Raw genomic sequence first — 24,695 nt, 5'->3', positions numbered from 1 at the left:
TACCCATACCCATTCATACTGACCTGTCGCTTCATTTAGGACACGATCTCTTTCACGTTTTACTTTTGTTCTCATACACTTTTGTTTTAGGCATCCAAAAGTGTCAAGTTTTTTTAGGGTAAGTCACCCCTCCCGAAGACAAAAGAGGCTAAACAGGACTCCCATGAGCTAACCCTCTACATGATAGCCACTCCAGCCCTTTGAGCAGAACGTAGAGACGGGCTACTCTGAGTGTTTTCCCTACCTCTCCTGGTTGCAAAAACTTTGGAAAATGATATTTTCCTCTTATTTTTGATACTTATTCCAACTAAAAGCGTTACCTTTGCACACTGTGGGCTGGTTTTCGTGGATAAGGCCAGCACTGATGGCGGAGAGCAGAAGCCCTCCAGCCCTACCGGAGGCCTGCCCACTCTGCAGCCAAGCAACCCCTATCTGCAGAAAGCTGCCATCCAGCCTTACCGGAGGCCTGCCCAATCTGCAGCCAAGCAAACCCTATCTGCAGAAAGCTACCATCCAGCCCTACCTGAGGCCTGCCCACTCTGCAGCCAACCACCCCAACCCAACAGCCAATCACCCCAACCCGCAGCAAACCACCCCAACACCGCAACCAAGCACCCCAACCCAACAGCCAAGCACCCCAACCCCGCAGCCGAAGCCACTGACGCGGCGGAGGCAATCATCCGAGACTACGGAATAACAAACTAATAATACATTGGAATTATGAGCAAACAGAACATTGCCCTCATCACGGGCGTTACAGGACAAGACGGTTCGTATCTGGCAGAACTCCTGCTGGACAAAGGTTATGACGTGCACGGCATCATCCGCCGCTCGTCGGTAGACCATCGTGAACGCATAGCCCACCTTGAAGGACGGCCCCATTTCCACCTCCATTATGCCGACCTAGGCGACTCCATGTCTATCGTGGGCGTAGTGGCAGACGTGCGCCCTACTGAGATATACAACCTGGCAGCACAGAGCCATGTACAGGTGAGCTTCGACTCACCCGAGTTCACCGCCGATGTAGACGCCGTGGGCGTGCTGCGCATCATCGAAGCCGTGCGCAAGGTGGGACTCGCCCAGTCGTGCAAGATATACCAGGCCTCGACATCCGAGCTCTACGGCAAGGTAGAGGAAGTGCCTCAGAATGAGAACACGCCCTTCCACCCCTTCAGCCCCTATGCCGTCGCCAAACTCTACGGATACTGGATTATCAAGGAATATCGTGACGCCTACAACATGTTCTGCTGCAACGGCATCCTCTTCAACCACGAGAGCGAGCGCCGAGGCGAGACTTTCGTGACGCGCAAGATTACCCTCGCCGCAGCACGCATTGCCCAGGGCCTGCAGGACAAGCTCTATCTGGGCAACCTCGACTCGCTGCGCGACTGGGGCTACGCCAAGGACTACGTGGAGTGCATGTGGCTCATCCTCCAGGCCTCCAAGCCCGAAGACTATGTCATCGCCACCGGCGTCCAGCACAGCGTGCGCGAGTTTGCCGAGCTGGCGTTCCACCATGTCGGCATCGAGCTCAAGTGGGAGGGCAAGGACGAGAACGAGAAGGGCATCTGCGTGAGCGGACCCGAGGCTCTCGTGGGCAAGACCCTCGTCGAGGTGTCGCCCGACTTCTACCGCCCCACCGACGTGGTCAACCTCTGGGGCGACCCCACCAAGGCACGCGCCCGACTGGGCTGGAACCCCAACACCACGCCTTTCGAGGAACTGGTGCGCATCATGGTAGACCACGATATGGCCAAGGTCGCCTCTGAGGGAGCCGCCGCCAAGGTACGCATGAACCTCGCCGAATATCTGGAAAAGGGAATTGTAAAATAACACACCGATGACACTCGACAAGAACGCCAAGATATACATCGCCGGGCACCGCGGGCTCGTGGGCTCGGCCATCTGGAGCAATCTCCAGTCGCGCGGCTACCACAATCTGGTGGGCCGCACCCACAGCGAGCTCGACCTCACCGACCAGCAGGCTGTCAAGGCCTTCTTCGACCAGGAGCGCCCCGATGCCGTAGTCCTCGCCGCAGCCTTTGTGGGCGGCATCATGGCCAACTCGCTCTACCGCGCCGACTTCATCATGCAGAACATGAAGATGCAGTGCAACGTGATAGAAAACGCTTACACCCACGGCGTCAAGAAGCTGCTCTTCCTCGGCTCCACCTGCATCTACCCCAAGCAGGCGCCCCAGCCCATGCGCGAGGACTGCCTGCTCACCTCGCCCTTGGAGTACACCAACGAGGAGTATGCTATCGCCAAGATAGCCGGACTCAAGATGTGCGAGTCCTACAATCTCCAGTACGGCACCAACTTCATCGCTGTGATGCCCACCAATCTCTATGGACCCAACGACAACTTCCACCTCGAAAATTCGCATGTCATGCCAGCCATGATGCGTAAGGTCTACCTCGCCAAGCTCATCCACGAGGGCGACTGGCACAGCATTGCCCGCGATATGGACAAGCGCCCCATCAACCCCACCGACGCCCTGCGCGACATCATCGGCGAGGGCAACGTAGACGGCCACAGCCAGCCCGACCGCATTCTCCGTGCGCTCGCCTACTACGGCATCTACGACAACCGCGTGGTACTCTGGGGCACAGGCTCGCCCCTGCGCGAATTTCTCTGGAGCGAAGACATGGCCGACGCCAGCGTCCACGTGCTGCTCCATGTCGACTTCAGCGACATCATAGGCATAGACCGCTACAGCTCCGTGTTCTATGGCGCCAAGACCGACGGCCGCGTAGACCGCAACAACTCCGAGGGCCGTGGCGGAGCCATCCCCGAACTGGGCGAGATACGCAACTGCCACATCAATGTGGGCACGGGCAAGGAGCTCACCATCCGCCAGCTCGCCCATCTCGTGGCCGAAGCTGTAGGATTTGAAGGCACCATCGACTTCGACGCTTCCCGCCCCGACGGCACCATGCGCAAGCTCATCGACGTGACCAAACTCCACTCGCTGGGCTGGACCCACAAGGTGGAGATAGAAGACGGCGTGCGCCGACTCTTCGACTGGTATCGCGAGAGCCTCAGCTGACCTCGCTCCCGGTGCCCCCACCGCCACTCTCTTTCCCCCTACCCCTACGGCAGCAGTCGACACGTGTCACTGCTGCCGTTTTTGTTCTGCAGCTCACCAACTTCGGCGGCGCCGCGACCATCTGGCGTGGCTCGTGACTTATGATACGTGACCACGTGACATTTGATACGAAGGCTCGTGCCTTACGATACGCGTGCTCGTGCCTTCCGTTACGAGCCGCCCACTGCGCTTCTGGCGCGCTGTATGCCCCGTGGGCTACCCGCATCGATGGTCTTCGCCGCCACTCTCCGCCATCCCGTGCGCTCCCTGTGGGCAGCCGCGGCGCGCTTATGCTTCCTCGGTTTCGCCAACCCTGCACTGTCAAAAAACGCCCATTTCATCGTGATTTTTCCCAAAATGTCCGATTTATACCAGCGAATGTCCGATTCATACCAATTTATGTTGCGATTTTTTATGGCCGGTCACATCTTTAATAGGTATATTTGCAGCAGACTATCCATCTATCCTGCCCCGCCCCTACCTTGGCCTGCAGTCTGGAGAGAATTATTATAACTTGCGAGATAATCACTTAAACCGATATAACAATGAAAAAGATGAAAACCTACTATGTGAAGCCCGTGGCGGAACTCATACGCGTTTCCACCCGGCTGATGAATGTGACTTCTGGCACCGTCAGCGGTCCCGGTGGAAGCTCCATCGGCAACGGTGGCAGTGCAAGCGAGAGTGGCAACCCACCCATGCACTCAGGCACCTATCTCTGGGATACCGACAACACTGATTATTAACTTAACCCTTACCAATATGAAAAAAACTCTCCTACTCACCGTAGCCCTCATCCTGACTGGGCTCAACAGTGCCATGGCAGCCATAGACGAAGAGCTGCGCACCATCATCACCAAGAGTGATGGCATCGAGCTGACCGAAGTGACCAACGATGCCAACAACCCCTGGGCCATAGCCGACGGAGTGGCGACAAGCACCGTGGGCAAGTCGTCTAATACCACATCGCAGACCTTCACCATCAAGTTTCGCGCTACCGGACGCACCATATTCTCCTACGGCTACACCGCCGACTTCTATCCCTATGGAGAGTATGACCGCAAGATTGTGACCTTCGACGACAACACCCTGTACAGCAGTTATTCCAGTTACACTACCAAGTCGTACTACACCCATTATTTCATTCTGGACGAGGGCGAACATACCATCACCTTTACCCACAAGCATCTCAGCAACGTCAACAACTACAGTCAGGTAATGACCGTGAGCGACATCGCACTCTACACTGCCGAGAGCCAGATGATGACCATAGACCTCGCCGCACCAGGCACCCTGGGCGTAGAGGCACTCAATCTGGTCAGCACGCTCCCCGAGATGCAGTTTCTGAGGCTCTCGGGCAAGCTCAATGCCGACGACTGGAACTCCATCAAAAACATGACGGGACTCAGATGCATTGACCTCACCAATGCACAGATAACCGACATCCCCGACAACGCCTTCCGCAATTCCCAGCTGCGGTTTGTTGACCTGCCTACCAGTCTCAAGACCATCGGCGCTCAGGCTTTCTACGACCGATACCTTACCGGCAAGCTCACACTGCCCGCCACGCTGGAGACAATAGGCAAAGAAGCCTTCGCATTCAACAACATCACCGAAGTAGAGATACCCGACAATGTGACCTCTATGGATACACATGTATTCAGAGACAACAAAAAACTCATCACCGCCAAGTTGGGCACAGGCCTCACCTCTCTCAACATCGGCAGCTTCTACAACTGCCAAGCCCTGAAGACCGTCAGCGGCGGTGCCAATATCAAGACCATCTATGGCGATTGTTTCAAATACTGTGAAGCCTTGGAGACCGCCAGCGACCTGCAGCCCCGTGAGGTCAAGAGCAATGCCTTTGAAGGCGCAAAGAAGCTGCAATCATTCAACTTTGCCGATATCACCGACCTGGGAGAATATGCTTTCAGAAACTGCCAAGCCCTGAAGAGCGTAGAGCTGCCCAAAATCAGCTCTATGTCGTGGTATTGTTTCAACGACTGCTCTTCGATTACCACGGTGAAGCTGGGCGACAAGATAACCTACATCCCAAGCGATGCATTCCACGGCTGCTCGAGTATGGAAGAAGTGGTCTTGGGCAGCTCTATACGCGAACTGGGCAGCTACTGTCTCTATAGCAGCTCTGGCAAGCTCAAGCGCGTCTACCTCGCCGCTCCGGCTCCCCCATCGACCAACAGCTCACCATTCTACAGCCTCTCGGGCGTGACGCTCTATGTGCCCGACTACGCCATGATCAGCTACAAGCAGCACAGCTACTGGAGCCAGTTTACCTCGGTAGACAGCAACCCCAACCCGGCTGGCTATATAGACCTCTACGGCAAGCTCGAGCTGAGCACCAACTCGCGCATCCCCGGCAACCCTGACGTCACGATGAACTACCAGGGCGGCTCTTATCCCACCAAGGGCATACTCATCGTCAATGGCAACAATCCCCAGTCGCTGGGCAACTATTACCACTGGGCAAACATAAGCGACAACTGCCCCGTGACGATAAGCCGCTGCAACCAGATGACAGCAGCCTCGGTCAAGGTCAACCACTATCTGGCCAACAACTACTGGTACTACATCACCATGCCCTTCGACGTGAAGCGCAGCGACATAACCATCTCTAAGGGTGCTGTGGCCGTGCGCTACTACGATGCCGACAGCCGCGCCCAGAACGGTGCCGGCAACAACTGGAAGGACGTGGCCGACGACGCCATCCTCCGCGAGGGCCAGGGCTACATCTTCTGCGCCAGCGACGACAGCTGGTGCCAGTTTACCGCCAGCGACGACACCCGCAACCACATCTTCAAGAGCCACGACGTGACGCTGACGCTGCAGGAGCATGCTTCGTCGGTGAGCAACGACGCCAACTGGAACCTCGTGGGCAATCCCTACCCCTCATTCTTTGACATCTACTACATGGACTATACCGCCCCCATCACCCTGTGGGACACCGACAACCGCACCTTCACCGCCAAGAGTGTGGCCGACGACCAGGTGGCGCTGCGCCCCTTCCAGGCATTCTTCGTGCAGAAGCCCACGCTCATCAGCGAACTCACCTTCCGCACCGACGGCCGCCAGGCTACCAAGACGATAGACCGCTCTGCCTCCGCACCACGCATGATGCCCGTAGTGGCAAGCCGCCACTTCGTAGAACTGGCCATCACCGACGGCAGCACCACCGACCTCACCCGCGTGGTGGTCAATCATGCAGCCTCAGATGACTTCTGTGCTGACAACGACGCCACCAAGATGATGGCCGACGGCACCACGCCGCAAATCTACACCCACGCCGCCGGCGACATCTATGCCATCAACGAGGGAGCCCACCAGAGCGGCAGCGTCAAGGTGGGTGTGCAGATTGCCCATAGCGGCACCTACACCATCACCATGCCCCGCAACGACGTGCGCGCCCGCCTCTACGACTACGGCGTAGAGGTCGAACTGCCCTACACCTTCGCCGCCGATGAAGGCGTGGAAGACAACCGCTTCACCATAGGTTTCGACACTACCACCACCGGCATCGACGCCATCAAGCCCGGCGCCCAGACCGACGGTGCCATCTATACGCTCGACGGCATCCGCGTGAGCACTACCGCCCCCAAGGGCATCTATATCCAGAACCACAAGAAAATCGTGAAGTAAGATGAGGACTACAAGATATATACTGACCATCGTAGCGCTCATGATGTGTCTGTGGGCGCGTGGTCAGGGATGGAACCCCGACAGCCCCGCCGAGCCCTCGTCGCGCTACAGGCTCAGCGTCAAGGCTGTGCCTGCCGAGGCGGCTACCACCTCGGGCAGCGGACACTATACGGTCAACTCCCGGGTGACGGTCTCTGCCACCGCCACCGCCGAGTGCTGGCAGTTCAGAGGCTGGACCGACAGCAAAGACCAACCCGTGAGCGACTGGTCAAGGTTTACCTACACCACGACCAATGCCCACGAGACCCTCACCGCCCACTATGAGCGCGTGGCTACCAGCCGCCTCACCATAGCCTACGACCCCTCGACGGTAAACAAGGAGAGCACCAGCGAGTATAAGGAGGGCACTATCGTGCATCTCGAAGCTGGCACCTACTCCAACTTTACCTTCGTCAACTGGACCAACAGTGCCGGCGACGAGATGAGCCGCGAGCGCAACTTCGACTACAAGGTGACCGCGGCCGACGAGACCCTCACCGCCCACTACCGCTTCACCCCCGGCAGCCCCGGCGAGCCCTCGGAGACCAAGCCCCGCCACTGGGTACACTTCTCTGCCGAGCCGGAAGCGGCTGCTTCGTTCTCGCAGAGCAAGAGTTTCCAGGTGTCGGAAGGCAGCTGGTTCAGCATCTCGGCGTATGACAACAACAACTACGTACTGAAAAACTGGACCCAGGACGGCAAGGTGGTCGGCACGGCCAACGGCTATGGCGCCACGATGGGCACCGAAGACATCAGGTTGGTGGCCCACTATGTCTATCAGCCTCCGTCACCCGCAGACCCATCGACCGACAAGAACCACCATTTCGCGCTCTACGCCACATCGACCTCCATCTACCGTGGCGAGACCACCCTGATGCCTATCTATATGGAGAACACCTTCGGCATCAAGCAGCTCACCTTCACGCTGGTATTGCCCGACAACATCCAGGCCGACGCCTCACGGATAGAGACCACGCTGCGCACCTCGGCGTATAGCGTGACAGCCAGTCAGGACGGCCAGCGGCTCACGGTCAACATCAGCGGAGGCACACAGATAAGCGAGAGCAACGGAGCCGTGGTGCGCATCCCCGTGACCACCCTCAGTGCCATCGAAGACGGCGTCTACGACGTGAGCTTTGCCGACATCAGCGCCATCAATGCCAACGACAATGCCGTCACCTTCAGTTCTCGTCCTGGCAAGATAAGCGTCGTCACCCTCGAGGAGGGCGACCTGCAGGCACAGTTCTCCGTAGACCGCTACATGAACCGCGCCCAGTTTACCAACCTGAGTACCGACAATGCACGCAGCTTCGCGTGGGACTTCGGCGACGGCACCACCAGCACCGAGCGCAACCCCATGCACATCTATGCCGAGGCTGGCAGCTACACGGTCAAGCTCACCGCCCGAGGCGTCATCAAGACCGCCGAGGCAGAGCAGACCATCGTGATAAACCCCGCCAACACGTGGACAGCCAATGGCGACTACACACTGGACGCCACGGCGGTGGGTGCGCGCAACTTCACCTCGCTCCACGAGGCGTTCAGCCTGCTGTCACAGTGTACTCCCGACGGCGCCATCAGCATCCGCGTGGCTAGCGCCAAGGACCACACGCTCGACGCGACCGATGCCGCCACGCTGGCTCTCGTCAAGACGCTTGCCGACAAGCTGGCGGCTGCCAAGGTCAAGATGACCTTCTGCAACGAAGCCCAGCGCAAGATTACCATCAACTTCAGCGCGGGTTCCAACCAGGCCCGTCTGCAACAGCTCATGGCGCTGCTGCCTCATCTGGAGGGTGTCAATGCCGACATGGCTATCAACGGTGCCGTCATCCTGGCCTCGGAGATAGACCGATACAGCAGTCAGACCATCTGTTCGGGCACTCAGACCCAGCCCGAGACATTCACCTCTATCAGCACCAGCGACAAGGTAAAGGTAAAGTGGACTGCCAGCGTGGCAGAGGGTTGCCAGGTCGAGGGCTATCAGGCCATAGGCACCGGCAATCTGCCCGCCATGACGCTCACCAACAAGGGCACCGCCAAAGACCTCGTGACCTACCACGTAGAGGTGACCCTCGACGGCACGCCCATATATACATATATATATAAGGTGTACGTGAAGCCCGTCATCACGGGTCGCAAGCTCTCTCTCGGCGTGCCCGACAACAACGCGCTGAGAAACTTTGCGCCTGTCTACTTTACCTGGACCGACATGGGTGCAGGCGTCGAGGGCTATACCATCCACCTGATTCGCACCGACATCACCGACGACGAGGTAGTCAAACGTACCACCGGCACCGCCATCTCGCTCGATGTGGCAGAGGGTGCCACGTATGAGTGGTACGTCACCGCCCACGGCGAATGTGGTGAAACCGTAGACAGCGAGAGACGCACGCTCAACATCAGGTATCTCGCCGACCTCGAAGTGGTATCAATCACGGTGCCCGAGGAGGTCAAAGCCAATACCGACTTCACCATCAAGGCCGTGATACGCAATGTGGGTCGCGGCGCCACCACCAGTTCGTGGAACGACGCAGTACACTACAGCCCCAATGCCGACTTCTCGGGCATCAAGGATGTGGCTTATCAGACCCACTACGGCACGGTGGAGCCAGGAGGCGAATACGAAGTCACATTCACGGTGAGAAGCCCCGAGGCATCGGTGGGCACCGCCTACTACAATGTCTACGCCAATGTCCACTCGGGCGAGAGAGAGAACAACCGCAGCAACAACTGTATGGTGGCCAACCCCGTGGCCATCGTAGACAGATATATCGCCGACGCCGACTATCTGGCGTTGAAGAAACTATGGCAAGCCACCAACGGCGAGGTATGGATAAAGACGTGGAAGATAAACTCCAGTGCGATAACCGCGACGGGCTGGCCCGGCGTAACCTTCGATACCGACGGCCACGTCACCTCCATCAGTCTCAGCAACAACAATCTCCAGGGCGAACTGCCCGTAGAGGGTTTCCAGATGGACCATCTCACCTCTCTCAACCTGAGTCGCAACAGTCTGAGGGGCAACGTATCTGCCTTCTGCCGACAGTTGCCCAAGCTGGAGAGGCTCGACCTGAGCTACAACCAAATCACGGAAATCACCGACCTGCTTCCCGCCACCATCACATCGGTCGACCTGAGTTATCAGAACGAAGGCAAGAGCCTGCAGACCATACCTCTACAGGCGTGGACCGTAGGTGACCAGGGCGCAGGGGTGACTCTCAACTCGCTGTTGGCATACAGCCACGCTGGGCAGCACTTCAACGGCCGTCCCACGCTGCGCTTCTACACCGTGAAGGGCGAGAACTATGTGGGCGAGATGGTCTATCGCGACGGCGCTTACCGCTACGACTTGGGCGGAGACTACCGCCAGCCGAACGGCACCGAGTTTGTCGTACGCCCGCAGTACTGTCCGGCGGCCGGAACCCGCATGAGGGCGACGCTGGCTTGGGCCAAGGGCGACGCCAATGCCGACGGCGGCATCGATGTACTCGATGCCCAGCACACGCTCAACTATATTATGGGTACGCAGAGTGGCTCATTCAACTTCATGGCTGCCGACACCTACGCCAGCAACTCTATCAATGTGCAGGACGTGGTGGCTACCATCAACCTGTTTATAGGCACCGAAGAGAGCAGCGAGGCTATGGCTGTGCGCATGTCACGCATCAAGGCTCGCGGAGCGGCTACCGCCAACAGGCTGGCTATGGCCGACGGCGAGCTGTGGATAGATGCCGCCGACAATGTGGGCGCCATCGACATCACGCTCAAGGGCGTCGCTGCCACCGATGTCAAACTGGCACTCAGCTCGATGCGCTACCAGATGGTGACCCGCAACACCCGCGACGGAGTGCGCATAGTCATCATCAGCCCCACGGGCGACAGCATGAGCGGACACCGCTGTCTGCTCAGGACCACCCGCCCGGCACGTGTCGCCCGCGTAGCGGCTGCCGACACTGAGGCTCAACCCATAGGAGTCGAGATAACCGACGGTACCGCCACCGGCATAGACACCATCGATGCCGACAGCCACGACCGCAAACTCTACGACATCCAGGGCCGCAAGCTCGAGCAGACCCAAGGCCACGGCATTTATATCGTGAACGGAAAGAAAATGATTTGTAAGTGAAACTGAAGACCATGAAGATGAAAGAAAAAGCAATATATATCCTGCTGCTACTGGTGGCCATGACCTTAGGCGCCAAGGCACAGAACACCATCTCTGTGGCCCACCTCACGGGCGGACAGGGCAAGGATGTGATGATACCCATAAGCATGGACAACAACGAGGACGTGGTGGCGCTGCAGTTCGACCTGCAGCTGCCCTTCGCCAAGACCTCGGGCAAGCAGCCCACGCTGACCAACCGCAACACCAACGGCCACACCGTATCGGTGAGAGGCTTGGGCAGCAACCGCTACAGGGTGGTAATCGTGAATATGAGCAACAAGCCCATCGCCGGAAGCGGCGGCGTGCTGCTCAACTTCCCCATGACGGTGCCCACGGGGCTCAACCCCGAGAGCGTCCACGCCATCACGCTGAGCGACGTGGTGATAACTAACCGCAACGGCGACAATATCCAGACCGGCTCTACCAACGGTAGTTATACCATCCAGCGCGCGCCGAGCCCCGACCTCGAAGTGAGCGATGTAGCCATCAGGCAGACCACGCTCACGCCGGGCGAGAGGGTCAGCGTCAGCTGGAAGGTGAGCAACGTGGGCAATGCCGACACGCGCAGCGGATGGACCGAGAAGGTTTACCTCGTCAACACCGAGACCGAGGAGGCTGTATACATTGGCAATGTGTACTTCAACAACACCATGCTGCAGGGCGGACACACCGCGCGCAGCGCCGAGTTTGTGCTCTCACAGACGGTGGGTGTCGACGGTGAAGTGGCTGCCAAGGTGGTGGTCGAGCCCAACAGCAACACGGGCGAGTATGCCACCGACAGGCTCAACAACACCGCCATCGGAGTCAAGGCAACGGTCGAAAAAATGCTCTTCCTGACCGCCCCAGCCACCCGGTTGAAGGAAGGCCAGAGCATGCGTCTCCAGCTGAAGCGCAGTGGTAACCGCGCTACCGACGAGACCTACAGCGTGGCCACCTCGCTGCCCGACCACGTGAGCATGACTACCCAGGTGACGATAAAAGCCGGACAGTCTACAGCCACCTTCGATGTGACGGTACCCGACAATGACTACGTCAACTCCTACAAGGCTGCCAGCGTGACGGTGACCAAGGCCCACGGCTATCCCGCCGACGTGGCTGTCAGCTTCGACATCGAGGACAACGAGTTGCTTCCCCTCAGCCTGCAGCTCGACAAGAGCGAGTACAACGAGGGCGAGTCCATCAAGCTCAGAGTGAGCGTGCCCTATCGTATCGAGGGCGAGGAATTGACCGTGAGCCTGAGCATAGAGAAGCCACGCCGCTTCCGACTGCCACAGACCTTCACCTTCCCCGCCGGTGCCACCGAGGCGGTGATAGACATTCCCATCGTCCAGGACAATCTGCCTGCCAACGACGAGACCATCAAGATTATCGCCTCTGCCGACCACCATCTCACGGCCAGCACGCTCTTCATCCTCCACGATGACGACGTGCCAGCCATCAGCATGACGCTGCAGCCCACCACGGTAAGCGAGGCGGCGGGATACAATGCCGTCTATGCCACCATAACCCGCAACAGCGCGGTGAACAGCAAGATTACGCTGAAACTGAGCGACGACAGCAACAACGAACTCTACTACACCCAGACCATCACCATGAACGAGGGCGTGGAAGAGGTGACCTTCCCCATCGGAGTCAAGGACAACCAGAAGGTCGACGGCACACGCACGGTCAAGTTTACCGCTGCCGTCTACATCACCGACTGTGGCTGCTCGGCTATAGGCAACAAGCAGACCACCGTGACAGAGACCATCACCATCACCGACAATGACGGTCCCACGCTGAACATCACCTCAGACAAGACCACCATTCTCGAGGGCGACGCCACCGGCGCACAGCTCACCATAAGCCGCAACAACGACACCTCCCAGCCGCTCACCGTGGCGCTCTCTGCCAAGGGAAACGACCTCGACTTTGCCCAGACCGTCACCATACCCGCCGGCAAGGAGAGTGTCACCACCCCGTTTGTGGCGCTGAGCAACTCGACCACCGAGGGCAACCGCACCATCTCGGTCATGGCGAGCAGCGAGGGCTATAGCCCCGGCACCGTGTGGCTGCTCATCTCCGACCAGACGCTGCCCGACGCCGAGATGCAGAAGCCCGAAGTGGCAGCCGGTGTCGAGGCTGGCTCACAGGTCAAGGTGATGCTCCACATCAAGAACGTGGGCGCCATAGCCATGCCTCAGTCCACACCCATCACCGTGACTCTGGCCGACGCCACCACGACCCTGCAGACCGACAAGCCCATCGCCCCGGGACAGACTTATGACACGTGGGCAGAGGTCAAGGCACCCGCAGTGCCCGGAACCTACCGCGTGACAGCCCACATCAACCCCGACGGCAAGGTGACCGAGCTGCAGACGATGAACAACAGCAGCACAATAGACATCAAGGTGGTGGCTGCCTATACCTTCACCATCGCCGCAGCCAAGGACAAGTATCTCTTCGGCGACAAGGTGGTGCTCACCGGTAGTGTCAAGCGCACCGACGGCACAGCCGCTGCCGGCATAGAGGTAGAGCCCTACATCGTCTACGCACGTTCGCGCACCCGACTGGCAGCCGTAAGCAACGCCGCCGGCAACTTCTCCATCGACTATACCATACCCGCGGGCATGGGCGGAGAGTTCGGCTTCGGCGTATGCACCCCAGGCGAGAACCTCGCCACCGAGAAGGGCAACTTCAAGGTCTATGGCTTCAGCCGTACCACCACCGACTATATCACCAACAAGCTCTTCGTGGGCGAGCCCTTTGTGGGCAAAATCATGCTGAAGAACATGTCCGACCTCGACCTGCACAATGTCCGCGTGGCCTGTGCCGATGCCGGTGCCTACACCGTCAGCTTCAACACGGTGGCTGTATTGCCGGGCAACGGTACAGCCGAGATTACCTATACCCTGCTCTCCACGGCGCTGTCCAAGACCAAGGACTGGGACAAGCTGGTCTTCGCCATCACCACCGATGAGGGCGCACGCCTCGATGTGACCACCTACAACTACACCAATGAGCACACGCCCACGCTGGTGGTCGAGACCAACAGCATCAACACCACGGTGACCAAGAACAAGACCCGACTCTACCCGCTCGTCATCACCAACACCGGACTGGCGCCCACGGGCAAGATTACCGTAGACCTGCCCAAGGCTCTGTCTAAGTTCATCAGCCTCGCCACGCCTGCCACCATGCCGTCGATGGCCACCGGAGACAGCGCCACGGTGATGCTGAGGTTCAATGCCGCCGACTTCGATGTCAACATCATCCAGAAGGGCAGCATAGCCATCAACTGCGAGAAGGGAGACGGCAAGCAGGTCTTCTTCAATGTCAAGGTGGTAAGCGAAGACAAGGGCAGCCTCAAGGTGCGTGTACAGGACGAAAACACCATCTACGGCAACAAGAACGGAGAGCGGCCCTATGTGAGCGGAGCCACCGTCAGACTCACCGACTACAACACCGGCGCGCTGGTGATGAGCGACGTGACGGGCGACGACGGCTATGTGCTCTTCGAGCATCTCAACGAGGGATATTATCATCTCAATGTGACCGCCGAGAAGCACGACTCCTACAGCCAGAACGTGCTGGTAAGCCCCGGCGATGTGACCACCCATCTCGCCACCATCAGCTATCAGGCCATCACCGTCAACTGGGATGTCGAGGAGACCGAGGTGGAAGACGAGTACGAGGTGGTGACCAAGGTGACCTTTGAGACCTACGTGCCGGTGCCCGTGGTAGACATCACCGCGCCCGACATGCTCATCCTGAAGGACATCCAGCCCGGCACCACCACGCTCATGAACGTGGTGCTGCGCAACCGCGGACTCATAGCCGCCCAGGATGTAAACTACTATCCCCCCACCGCCCACGGGTTTACCTTCATGCCGATGGTCGAGCACACCGGACTGACCCTGGCGCCCGAACAGAGCTACGTGATACCCGTCCTGGTGATGCACACCGAAGACTTCGACAACCCACAGTTTGCGCCCCACGTGAAGCGACTGATGCCACGACGCGCCTCGTCGTCGGAGAAGAACTGCAAGGGCAAGATGGGCACCGACTACAAGTGGCCCTGCGGCGCCGGAAGCAAGTACTCGTATCTGGAGAAGCCCATCCAGTGGGCTTACGGCAACGACAGCGACTGTAAGAACACCACCAACGAAGGCGTAGAATGGACTCCACCCACGCAGATGGGACGCCCAGGCGGACCGGGCGGCCCCGGCCACAATGCCACCGTCACCATCAATCCCGGTGGCGAGGCTGTGGCAAAAGCCGTCATCACGCTCATGTGCGAGGTCTGCAACTGCGTATGCGTAGACCCCGTGGCATGGCTGCCCTGTGCCACCAGCGGCATCATGGTAGCCCAAGGTTCATGGGACGGCGTCCAGGGTGCCAAGGGCTGTGGCAATGAGCTCGTGCAGTGGGGTGTAAGCATGGCGCTCGGCCCTGCCGGCAAACTGTCGTGTCTGATCAAGCCCTTCGACCCCGACAAGGCGCCGATGGCAAAGGCTTCTGCCGACGACGACTCCAAGCCCACCGTGCTGCCCGCCCTGCTCGAGTCGTCGGGCAGAAAGCAGGTGATGTACTGGCGTTACTATGAGTCGTTCTTCAACTACAATGCCGAGCTCACCGGTGCCCGCGAGGCGCTCGCCACCGAGGGCTTCTACGACGAACTCGTGAGCGCACTCGCCGACATCGACTTCGCCCTGAAGAAGATGCAGAACGATGGCGACCTCTGGGACTTCGACCTCTCCACGATACCCGCCACCACCACCGTCGACGACAAGTCGCAGGGACTGGGCGCCTACCTCACCTCGCTCATGCCCAACAAGCGCGCCAACGTGGCCGACTTCTCGCTGCGCAGTTATGTGGAGCGCATCCGCAACAAGTGGCGCAAGCTCGAAGGCATGGACTACGACAGCGACAACCATCCCGACGAAGACAAGCTCGCCCGCATAGTACGCGAGAGAGACGACATCGTGGCACAGATGGTCGACATGGGCTTTGCCACCCTCGACGACCTGATGAACAGCGCCCGCAAGGACTGGCTGCTCTACCAGGAGACCGCCTCGCAGAACACCTGCGCCGAGGTGAAGCTCGAAATCAAGCAGAAGCTGGTGCTCACCCGACAGGCATTCCGGGGCACGCTGACCATCGACAACGGCTCAGCCTCTGACATGAGCCACATCATGGTCAATGTCAACGCCACCAACATGGAGACCGGAGCCATAGCCACCCGCCACGAGATGGAAATACAGGTAGAGAAGATAGAAGGCTTCGGAGGCGAAAAGGACGGCGAGTGGACCCTGCCCGCAGGCAAGAAGGGTGTAGCCACATTCCTCTTCATTCCCACCAAGTATGCCGCACCCGAGAATGTGACCACCTACAGCTTTGGCGGAACGCTCGCATTCAACGACGGCACCACCGACCAGACCCGCTCGCTCTTCCCCGTGAGCCTGCAGGTGAAGCCATCGCCCGACCTCGACCTCACGTATTTCATGCAGCGCGACATCTATGGCGACAACCCGCTTACCGAGGATGTCATAGAGCCCGTGGTGCCAGCCGAGTTCTCCGTGCTCATACACAACAAGGGCAACGGCGACGCCAACAACGTGCGCATGATTACCCAGCAGCCACAAATCGTGGACAACCAGAAGGGACTTATGATAGACTTTGCCATACTCAGCTCGAGCCTCAACGGAGGCGAGAAGACCATGGCGCTCTCCAGCGATGTCGCCACACAGTTTGGCACCATCAAGGCGGGCGAGGCGTCGTATGCCACATGGGAGCTCACCTCGTCGCTGCTCGGCCACTTCACCCAGTACGATGTGAGCGTGACCCACGTCACAGACTATGGCAACCCCGACCTCTCGCTCCTTGACCGCGTATCCATACACGAGCTGATACACAGCATCAATGCCAGAATAGGCGAGAAGACCTACCGCGCATGGATAACCAACGACTATCCCGACGCGTTCGACGACCCAGACCATATCTACTTCGCCAACGGCACCGACGAAGACCTCGTGGCGCTGCGCGATGCCACCAGGATAGAGGCGCTCGGCGACAGCAAGTACCGCATCACCGTCGATGTGGCGCAGAGGCAGTGGTTCTACACCTCGGTGGCCAATCCGGCGGGCAAGTATGCCAAGATACTGAGCATCAAGAACGAGACCACGGGCGAGACCCTCGATGCCGACAACTTCTGGACCACCGACTACACGCTGCAGGACGGCATAGACCCACTGCTCGACTACCGTCTGCACATAGCCGACCTGAGCAGCGGCCCAGGTGCAGTGAAGTACATAGTGGAGTTTGAGCCGATGCCCGAGCTGCGCCTCGACGTGGTAAGCATCGAGACCGTGCCCGAAGACGACCAGATAGCCGAAAAGCCCATCACCGAGCTTACGGTCAAGTTCAACAAGGACATAGACACCCAGACCTTCACCCGCGACGACATCGTGCTGCGACTCGAGGGCAAGCCCCAGACCACAGCGCTGCCCATCACCCCAGCCACCGCCGACAACAAGCGCGAGTTCAAGATCAATACCGCAGCCCTCACCGACAACGGCTTCTACGCGCTGCAGGTCAAGAGCGAGAACATACGCGACGCCGAAGGCTTCATGGGGGGCGAGGGCAAGCAGGTGAGATGGATGCTCTTCAAGGACGGTCTGGTGCACTTCAATGTCAAGGTGCTGCCGCTGCCCGAGTGTGGCAACGTAGACTGCGTCATCGAGGGCGAGGAGGGCCGCAAGGTCACCACGCGCAAAGCACCGCTCAAGGCGGGCACCGCTGCCATAGCCAGCACGGCGCCCTATGGACGCACGATGACCTTCACCGCCACGCCCAACACGGGATATAAGTTTGTACACTGGAAGAGCAATGCCGACGACCAGATAGTATCGACCGACGAGGTGTTCACCACCGAGGCGCGCAGCACCAAGGACTTCGCAGCGGTATTCCAGGCCGAGTCGTACAAGGTCGATGTAAACTGCAACAGCGCAGAGGGCGACATCGACGCCTCGACCGGCTACTACGACTACAACACCAAGCTGGTGCTCGACGCCAGGGCAAAGGACAACTTCCGGTTGGTGGGCTATCGCATCAACGGTACCCTCAAGGAGATGACGCCCTACACCCTCACCGTCGAGGGTCCCACCGAGGTCGAGGTGGTATATCGCGACATGACGCCCGTCAACGTGCTGCTCAACGAGGGTGCCGACTACACCCCCGAAGATGTCGAGGCAGCTAAGGTGAGCCTCTACCGCTCATTCCATAAGGGCACATGGAACACCATCTGTCTGCCCTGCGCGGTAGACAACCCAGAGGCAGTGTTCGGACAGGGCACCCTGGTGGCACAGATGACTGGCGTAAGCGGCACCACGCTCATGTTTGCCCCCGTCAACACGATGGAGGCCAACACGCCCTACCTCATCAAGCCCACCAAGATCAACAGTCCGGCGTATGCCCATGACGAGAACCCCACCATGCTCTACGACCTGGGCGTCACCACTACCCAGAAACCCGAGCGGGGCGTGCCCGCCGACAGCAAGGACGGCTACAGCTTCATAGGCGTCTATAGCGTCTATCCCATAACCACCGACGACGGCAACTACTACATCAGCAGCGACAAGTTCTACTATGTCGACGCCGCCGCGAGTGTCAATACCGCCCGCTTCCGTGGCTATTTCCATGCCGACAACGGCTCGGCGTCGCCCATATCACTGGGTATAGGCAGCGCCACCGGCATCACCCCACCCGTGAGCATCACCGACAGCCGCAACGCCGTCTACGACCTCAACGGCGTGATGGTGAGACAGCCCGGCGAGTCGCTCAGCGGACTCAAGCCCGGTGTCTACATCACCCGCGACAAGAAGATAATAATCAAGTAGCCGCCCGCCGCTGCGCCCGCGACGACAAAAGAGCGCAAGGCAGCGGCAAGAGAGCACAAGGATGCGGCTATAGGACGCAAGGCTGCGGCAAGAGAGCATAATACAACAACGAGAGAGAGCGTAAAGCCCGTCATGGGCATTACGCTCTCTCTTGTGGTATATCCCGCAACCATCTCCACCAATCTGCTGATGACCTCCAGCAGAATTATGATGACCTCCAGCAGAATTATGATGACCTCCAGCAACCTGCTGATGACCTCCAGCAATCTGCTGATGACCTCCAGCAATCTGCTGATGACCTCCAGCAATCTGCTGATGACCTCCAGCGGCTCGTGCCTATTGATACGAGCCCTCGTGACTTACGTTACGAGCCAGCCAAGGCATCAGCCACACGACTGGAGGGCATCGCCACGGGCGCAGAGGATATCGCCCTGTGCGCAATGGGCATCGCCCTGCGCGCAGCGGCCCTTGCGCTCGCAGTAGCGCTCACACTGGGTGCAGATATCATAACCCAGCATGGCGCCGAGCATGAAGTCCTCTTCTGGGGTGAGCAGATTGAGCGAGCGCGTCACCATCATGCGTATGGCGTTGAGACACTCCTCGCGCCCGAAGTAAAGATTGAGGCGGTCGTTGCCCACGGGCTGGATGATGTAGTGGATGTGCTGGCTCTCCAGACGGCGCCGGGCAAATTCCTCATACTTCTTGTTGAACGTGAAGAGCACCATACGGCGCACTCCCTTCTTGTATTCGTAGATATGGTTCATCAGTACCTTCATATCTACGGGTAATAGCGTGGTTTGCTGCATGATTGTGACTTTTAATGTGGAGAATGGCGAAGCGGGGATGGTCTGGTCAGAGACTGGGGGTGATGGCGGCTGCCCAGGCGTCGATGCGTGCGTCGGTCTTGTCGGACTCGTTGACCTCGTCGAGGGCAAGGCCCACAAAGTGGCCGTCGACCACGGCGTCGGAGGCATCAAAGGTGTAGCCGTCGACTGGCACCGCTCCCACCACGTGGGCTCCGGCACCGACGACAGCCTGGTAGAGTTCGCCCATACCACCCGCAAAGGTGTCGGGATAAGACTCGGAGTCGCCGCAGCCAAAGAGGGCCACGGTCTTGCCCGAGAGGTCGGCACCGCGGAGGGTGCGCACGCCGTCGTACCAGTCGTCCTGCATCTCGCCGGCACCCCACGTAGACGTACCCAGGATGAGGTTGTCGTTGGAGGCTATGACGCTGTCGTCGAGGTCACCGACGCCGATGACATCGTCTACCCCCAGTCGGGCGCCTATTCTGCCGGCGAGTTCCTCGCAGGTGCCGGTGCTTGAGCCGTAGATAATCACTGTTTTCTTCATAATCTTCTTGGTTTTTGAATTGATAATAATGAGTCTGTAGTCGATGATTGTATCACCGCTACAAAGTTAGCGAGGTTCAGAGGACTGCACAATACCCAAAAATAATGATTTTGGCGGCAGAGAGATGACTATATAATAAGGTAAGGGTATGGGGGCGCTTCTGCAGACCGATGGCGCAGAAGCGGAGACGGTGGCTGGTCAGACCTTGACAAAGCCCAAGGTGAGGATGGAGAAGGTAACGTCGCCCGCCTTCTCTATCTCCTGGGCGCAGGCGCAAAGGGTGGCGCCGGTGGTGGCCACGTCGTCGACGAGGAGTATATGGCGGTGGCTGAGGCGCTCGGGGTGAATGGTGCGGAAGACATGGGCTACGTTGTCGTTGCGGTCCCAGCGCTGCTTGTGGGTCTGGCTCGACTCAAAGTGCATGCGCCCCACGGCACCGGCATCGACGGCGATGCCCGTGACATGGCTTATGCCGCGGGCAATCTCGACGCTCTGGTTGTAGCCACGCTCGCGGATGCGGTCGCGGCTCAGGGGAACGGGCACGATGACATCGATGCCGTCGAAGAAGGACGCTGCACCATACTCGGTGGCAAGCATGGCGCCAAGGGCTTCGGCGGTGTCGGGCGAGTCGTTGTACTTGAGGTCGTAGACCAACTGGCTGGCTCCGCTGCCGCCCTTGTAGAAGAACAGGGCGCCACAGCGCTCGATGGGGATGCGGCCCCAGAACATGTGGGCCATATCATTGTCGGCGGGAGAGGCGTCGTAGCCCGTGCGGGGCAGGCAGGCGTTGCAGACCGAGCAGAGTGCGTGCTCGCCGGAAGAGAGGCGCTCGCCACACATGGCGCAGTGGCGCGTGCAGAGCAGGTCGTGGAGTCGGGCGGAGAGGTCAATCATCGGGCAGAGAGGTGATGCCGTCGATGCAACGACGGATGATGTCGTAGTCGAAGCCACGGCCAAGGGCAAAACGGATGAGTTTCTGACTGCGTTCGTAGTCATTGCGACCGGTAATGGTGCGCCACTTCTGGGTGAGCATAGGCCGCAGGATGTCGACATAGGTCTCGGCGGGCACCTCATCGAGGATGGGGCGATAGATGCTGGCAGATACCTGCTTGGCATACAGTGCCTGTTCTATCTTGCGTCGTCCCCAGCCGTTGTACCTTATCTTGTCTTCGACAAAACAGCGGCAGTAGCGGCTGTCGTCTACATAGCGGTTGTCGACGAGATAGTCGATGATGCGGCTGCAGGCATCGTCGGCGAGTCCCCACTGCTCCATCTTCTTCATCATGTCGCCCTGGCAGTATTCGGCTTGGGAACACAGGGCGGCGAGGCGGTTGAGCGCCTGTTCTTCGGACAGTGGTTTCATAGTCGGGCGATGATAAAACGTGGACGGTCGTACTGGTCGCGCTCTACGGAGGCGGCAAAGCCCAGTGCGTGGAGCATGGCGCTGGTCTCGGAGGCGTAGAGGGCGTTGATCTCGAAAAGCAGGGTGCCGCCGGGCTTGAGCGCGCGGGTGGCATAGCGGGCTATGGCGCGATAGAAGAGCAGCGGGTCACTGTCGGGCACAAAGAGCGCCGTGGCAGGTTCGTGGTCGAGCACATGGGGGCTCATCTCGGCTCGCTCGCTCATGCAGATATAGGGCGGATTGCTCACGATGACATCCCAAAGGGCGGTGTCGGCGGGCGGCGCCAGGGCATCCTGTCGCTCAAAGCACACCTGGGCACCCAGGCGGGTGGCATTGACGCGGGCTATGCGAAGCGCGTCGTCGGAGATGTCCCACGCCGTGACCGTGGCGTCGGGATAGTCGAGCGCGGCGGTGATGGCGATGCAGCCCGAACCGGTACCGATGTCGAGCAGGGTGAAGGGGCGGGCGGCGGCGCTGCCTATCATGGGGATGAGCAGAGCCGTCTCGGGTCGGGGAATAAGCACTCCCGGCGCCACGGCAAAGCGGCGTCCGCTGAAGTCGGCATGGCCCAGCACATACTGGACGGGCTCGTAGTTGGCTATCCTTGCCACAATTTCCTCCAGATTTGCTCGCTCGTCTGCGGATAATTGGTTAACTTTGCCCATATATATATCGGTGGGCGAAAGGCCGAACTCGTCTTCGACCACCATGCGCACGATGGCGCGAGCCTCGCCTTCGCCATACAGAGGCGAAAGCCTTCGGCACAACTCATTGTATGTCATACGCACAAAGTTATAAAAAAATATGGATATGAAACGGAAAGAGGGTTATAAAAAATCAGCAGGCGGCAGAATAGCCACTATCGCGGGCCGAATGTGGGTCGCGGCAACCGCATTGTGGCTCGCCGGCAGCGCCCGGGCACAGCAGACGGCCATCATCCCGCAACCCGTAGAGATGGAGACTGTGGGCACCACGTGGACTCTGCCCGCCACGCTCACCGTAGGCACCACCGACAAGGCTCTCGGCCACGCCGCGACATATCTGGCTGATGCCCTGACGCAGCAGACGGGTCGCAAGGTAAGGACTGGCAGCAAGAAGGGTGACATAAGGCTGGGGCTCGACCGCAGTCTCGGCAGCGGAGCCTACAGGCTGAGCGTCGGCGCCAAGGGAGCCACCATCGAGGGCGGCGACTATGCCGGAGTGGTCAACGGCATAGCCACTCTGCGCCAACTGATGCCTGCTGCACCGGACACAGGAGCGACGGTGGCTGGCGTGAAGGTAAGCGACGCGCCGCAGTTTGGCTGGAGAGGCTTCATGATAGACTGCTCGCGCCACTTCTACACGGTGGGCGAGATAGAGCGGGTGCTCGACATGATGGCATACTACAAGATGAACCGCTTCCACTGGCATCTCACCGACGACCAGGGCTGGCGTATCGAAATCAAGCGTTATCCCGCGCTCACGCTCAAGGGTGGCTGGCGCCGGCTCAATGGTCAGGACTCGCTCTGCCTCAAGCGCGCGGAGCAGGAGGATATGCCCAATCTGCTGCTGCCCGAAGAGAAGATGCGCACCGCTGATGACGGCTCGCGCGAGTATGGCGGCTACTACACCCAGGACGACGTGAGACGCGTCGTGGCTTATGCCGCCGAGCGTGGCATCGACGTGATACCCGAGTTGGACATGCCCGGCCACAGTCTGGCTGCCATCCAGTGTGTGGGCGGCCTCTCCTGCTCGGAAGATACGCGGTGGGGACGACTCTTCTCGACGCCCATGTGTCCCGGCAAGGACACCATGCTGGAGTTCTGCAAGAACGTATGGACCGAGGTCTTTGGTCTCTTCCCCTATGAATACGTACACATCGGTGGCGACGAGGTGGATATGAAGAACTGGCGTGCCTGCGCCGACTGCCAGCGTCGCATGAAGGACAACGGACTCAGTTCGGAGCCTCAACTGCAGACCTGGTTCAACCACTATATGGAAGACTTCTTCCGCGCACATGGTCGCAAGATGATTGCTTGGGACGACGTCATCGACGGAGGTCTCTCGCCCTACACCACCGTGATGTGGTGGCGCTCGTGGCTGCCCAAGGGGCCCAAGCGGGCTACCAGCCACGGCAACGACCTTATCGACGTGCCCGTCTCCTACTTCTATCTCAGTGGCCGCGATGACCCCAGCAAGATGGAAGGTATCTACCGCTTTGACCCCTACGCCACCCTCAACGCCGAAGAGAGTCAGCACGTGCGTGGCATCCACTCCTGTCTGTGGGGAGAGCGCATAGCGAGCGCCGAACGCATGTGGTACCAGCTCTTTCCACGGTTTATGGCGGTGGCAGAGCGCGCCTGGAGCCGTCCTGAACGTATGGACTACGAAGACTTCAGCCGTCGTATGCTCAAGCATCTGCCCCGTCTGGAGGCGATGGGCATACAGTACAGGTTGCCCGATGTGACCGGACTCATCCGCACCGCCGTCTTCACCGACAGCGACACGGTGAGCGTGGCTTGCATAGACCCCTCGGTGAGCATACACTATACCACCGACGGCACCATGCCACAGGTATCGTCGGCCAAGTATACCGGTCCGATTGCGGTGAGCCAGACCACGCACTTCATCTTCAGGCCCTTTGGCGCCGACGGACGCAAGGGCGACGCCGTGAGCACCTCGCTGGTCAAGACGACTATGGCAGAGGCGGTAGGCGTGGACGGCGAACTGCTGCCTGGGCTGCGCAACGTGTGGTATGACTATGGCGGCAACAACTGTGCCGGCATCGAGAAGGCTCAGATTAAGGGCGAATATGTCACCGATGGCGTGGTCATTCCTCGCGAGGCCCGCGAGAATATCGGACTGGTCATCACGGGGTATATCGAGGTGCCCCACGACGGCATCTACTCCTTCGCGCTCTACTCGGATGACGGCAGCCAACTCATCATCGACGACAAGATGGTGGTAGACAGCGATGGCATGCACGACATTATGGAAGTGACTGGCCAACACGCCATGAAGGCTGGTCTGCACCCCCTACGCGCCACTTACTTTGACCACAACGGCGGCGACTTGAGACTCACCGTCAAGGACAAGCATGGCAAGAAGGTGGAAGTGAAATACTGGCATAAATAAGACAAT

14 protein-coding genes are annotated in these 24,695 nt (G+C 59.3%); 8 read left to right on the top strand and 6 right to left on the bottom strand.

Features of this window, described 5'->3' with window-relative positions; all coding sequences use genetic code 11:
- Positions 1–345: 345 nt before the first annotated feature.
- The 7 genes from CIK94_RS14345 to CIK94_RS04440 all read left to right on the top strand — a co-directional run bounded on the left by CIK94_RS14345 (position 346) and on the right by CIK94_RS04440 (position 18,823).
- Positions 346–705, top strand: coding sequence for a hypothetical protein (locus CIK94_RS14345; RefSeq protein WP_158216511.1), 360 nt, complete (start codon positions 346–348; stop codon positions 703–705).
- A gap of 15 nt (positions 706–720) precedes the next feature.
- Positions 721–1,833 (top strand): GDP-mannose 4,6-dehydratase, encoded by a 1,113-nt coding sequence (gene gmd / locus CIK94_RS04470; RefSeq protein WP_094421550.1) that lies wholly within the window; start codon positions 721–723, stop codon positions 1,831–1,833.
- A gap of 7 nt (positions 1,834–1,840) precedes the next feature.
- Positions 1,841–3,049: a GDP-L-fucose synthase gene (locus tag CIK94_RS04465; protein WP_022310527.1), complete on the top strand. Its 1,209-nt coding sequence runs from the start codon at positions 1,841–1,843 to the stop codon at positions 3,047–3,049.
- Positions 3,050–3,633: 584 nt separating this feature from the next.
- A complete protein-coding gene (locus CIK94_RS04455; protein ID WP_094421546.1) occupies positions 3,634–3,834 on the top strand; it encodes a hypothetical protein in 201 nt (66 codons plus the stop codon).
- A 16-nt stretch (positions 3,835–3,850) separates the two neighbouring features.
- On the top strand, positions 3,851–6,742 hold the full coding sequence (locus CIK94_RS04450; protein WP_094421544.1) for a leucine-rich repeat domain-containing protein: 2,892 nt from the start codon (positions 3,851–3,853) through the stop codon (positions 6,740–6,742).
- 1 nt (position 6,743) lies between these two features.
- Positions 6,744–10,907 (top strand): PKD domain-containing protein, encoded by a 4,164-nt coding sequence (locus CIK94_RS04445; RefSeq protein ID WP_094421542.1) that lies wholly within the window; start codon positions 6,744–6,746, stop codon positions 10,905–10,907.
- A 17-nt stretch (positions 10,908–10,924) separates the two neighbouring features.
- Complete coding sequence (locus CIK94_RS04440) at positions 10,925–18,823, top strand: CARDB domain-containing protein (protein ID WP_158216510.1); 7,899 nt, start codon at positions 10,925–10,927, stop codon at positions 18,821–18,823.
- On the opposite strand, the gene CIK94_RS04435 is transcribed toward CIK94_RS04440, so the two are convergent.
- The 6 genes from CIK94_RS04435 to prmC form a co-directional block, all read right to left on the bottom strand.
- Positions 18,787–19,131, bottom strand: a complete 345-nt coding sequence (locus CIK94_RS04435; RefSeq protein ID WP_144008290.1) for a hypothetical protein — start codon at positions 19,129–19,131, stop codon at positions 18,787–18,789. The genes CIK94_RS04440 and CIK94_RS04435 overlap by 37 nt on opposite strands.
- A 75-nt stretch (positions 19,132–19,206) precedes the next feature.
- On the bottom strand, positions 19,207–19,629 hold the full coding sequence (locus CIK94_RS04430) for a DUF2023 family protein (RefSeq protein WP_094421536.1): 423 nt from the start codon (positions 19,627–19,629) through the stop codon (positions 19,207–19,209).
- A 46-nt stretch (positions 19,630–19,675) separates the two neighbouring features.
- Positions 19,676–20,173 carry a flavodoxin FldA gene (gene fldA / locus CIK94_RS04425; protein ID WP_094421534.1) on the bottom strand — a complete coding sequence of 166 codons (498 nt, stop codon included), beginning with the start codon at positions 20,171–20,173 and terminating at the stop codon, positions 19,676–19,678.
- Between the two features lie 198 nt (positions 20,174–20,371).
- A complete protein-coding gene (locus CIK94_RS04420; RefSeq protein WP_094421532.1) occupies positions 20,372–21,067 on the bottom strand; it encodes a ComF family protein in 696 nt (231 codons plus the stop codon).
- The gene (locus CIK94_RS04415) at positions 21,060–21,536 is read right to left on the bottom strand and encodes a regulatory protein RecX (protein ID WP_094385274.1); all 477 of its coding nucleotides are present in this window, start codon (positions 21,534–21,536) and stop codon (positions 21,060–21,062) included. Before CIK94_RS04415 ends, CIK94_RS04420 begins: the two co-directional genes overlap by 8 nt.
- On the bottom strand, positions 21,533–22,357 hold the full coding sequence (gene prmC, locus CIK94_RS04410) for a peptide chain release factor N(5)-glutamine methyltransferase (RefSeq protein WP_094421530.1): 825 nt from the start codon (positions 22,355–22,357) through the stop codon (positions 21,533–21,535). The genes CIK94_RS04415 and prmC overlap by 4 nt, the downstream gene beginning before the upstream one ends.
- Positions 22,358–22,385: 28 nt before the next feature.
- Here prmC and CIK94_RS04405 point away from each other — a divergent pair, with 28 nt between their 5' ends.
- On the top strand, positions 22,386–24,689 hold the full coding sequence (locus CIK94_RS04405; protein WP_158216509.1) for a family 20 glycosylhydrolase: 2,304 nt from the start codon (positions 22,386–22,388) through the stop codon (positions 24,687–24,689).
- The last annotated feature ends 6 nt before the right edge of the window (positions 24,690–24,695 follow it).

The organism is Prevotella sp. P4-51 (genome assembly GCF_002251455.1).
Taxonomy (GTDB): Bacteria; Bacteroidota; Bacteroidia; order Bacteroidales; family Bacteroidaceae; genus Prevotella.
This window is presented reverse-complemented; position numbering and strand designations above follow the sequence as displayed.

What these genes read in the sequence shown, in the direction of transcription:
- fldA (WP_094421534.1), bottom strand. Translation starts at nt 20,173, where the DNA reads ATGAAGAAAACAGTGATTATCTACGGCTCAAGCACCGGCACCTGCGAG.
- CIK94_RS04420 (WP_094421532.1), bottom strand. Translation starts at nt 21,067, where the DNA reads ATGATTGACCTCTCCGCCCGACTCCACGACCTGCTCTGCACGCGCCAC.
- CIK94_RS04405 (WP_158216509.1), top strand. Translation starts at nt 22,386, where the DNA reads ATGAAACGGAAAGAGGGTTATAAAAAATCAGCAGGCGGCAGAATAGCC.
- CIK94_RS04445 (WP_094421542.1), top strand. Translation starts at nt 6,744, where the DNA reads ATGAGGACTACAAGATATATACTGACCATCGTAGCGCTCATGATGTGT.
- gmd (WP_094421550.1), top strand. Translation starts at nt 721, where the DNA reads ATGAGCAAACAGAACATTGCCCTCATCACGGGCGTTACAGGACAAGAC.
- CIK94_RS04465 (WP_022310527.1), top strand. Translation starts at nt 1,841, where the DNA reads ATGACACTCGACAAGAACGCCAAGATATACATCGCCGGGCACCGCGGG.
- prmC (WP_094421530.1), bottom strand. Translation starts at nt 22,357, where the DNA reads ATGACATACAATGAGTTGTGCCGAAGGCTTTCGCCTCTGTATGGCGAA.
- CIK94_RS04455 (WP_094421546.1), top strand. Translation starts at nt 3,634, where the DNA reads ATGAAAAAGATGAAAACCTACTATGTGAAGCCCGTGGCGGAACTCATA.
- CIK94_RS04430 (WP_094421536.1), bottom strand. Translation starts at nt 19,629, where the DNA reads ATGCAGCAAACCACGCTATTACCCGTAGATATGAAGGTACTGATGAAC.
- CIK94_RS04450 (WP_094421544.1), top strand. Translation starts at nt 3,851, where the DNA reads ATGAAAAAAACTCTCCTACTCACCGTAGCCCTCATCCTGACTGGGCTC.
- CIK94_RS04440 (WP_158216510.1), top strand. Translation starts at nt 10,925, where the DNA reads ATGAAAGAAAAAGCAATATATATCCTGCTGCTACTGGTGGCCATGACC.
- CIK94_RS04415 (WP_094385274.1), bottom strand. Translation starts at nt 21,536, where the DNA reads ATGAAACCACTGTCCGAAGAACAGGCGCTCAACCGCCTCGCCGCCCTG.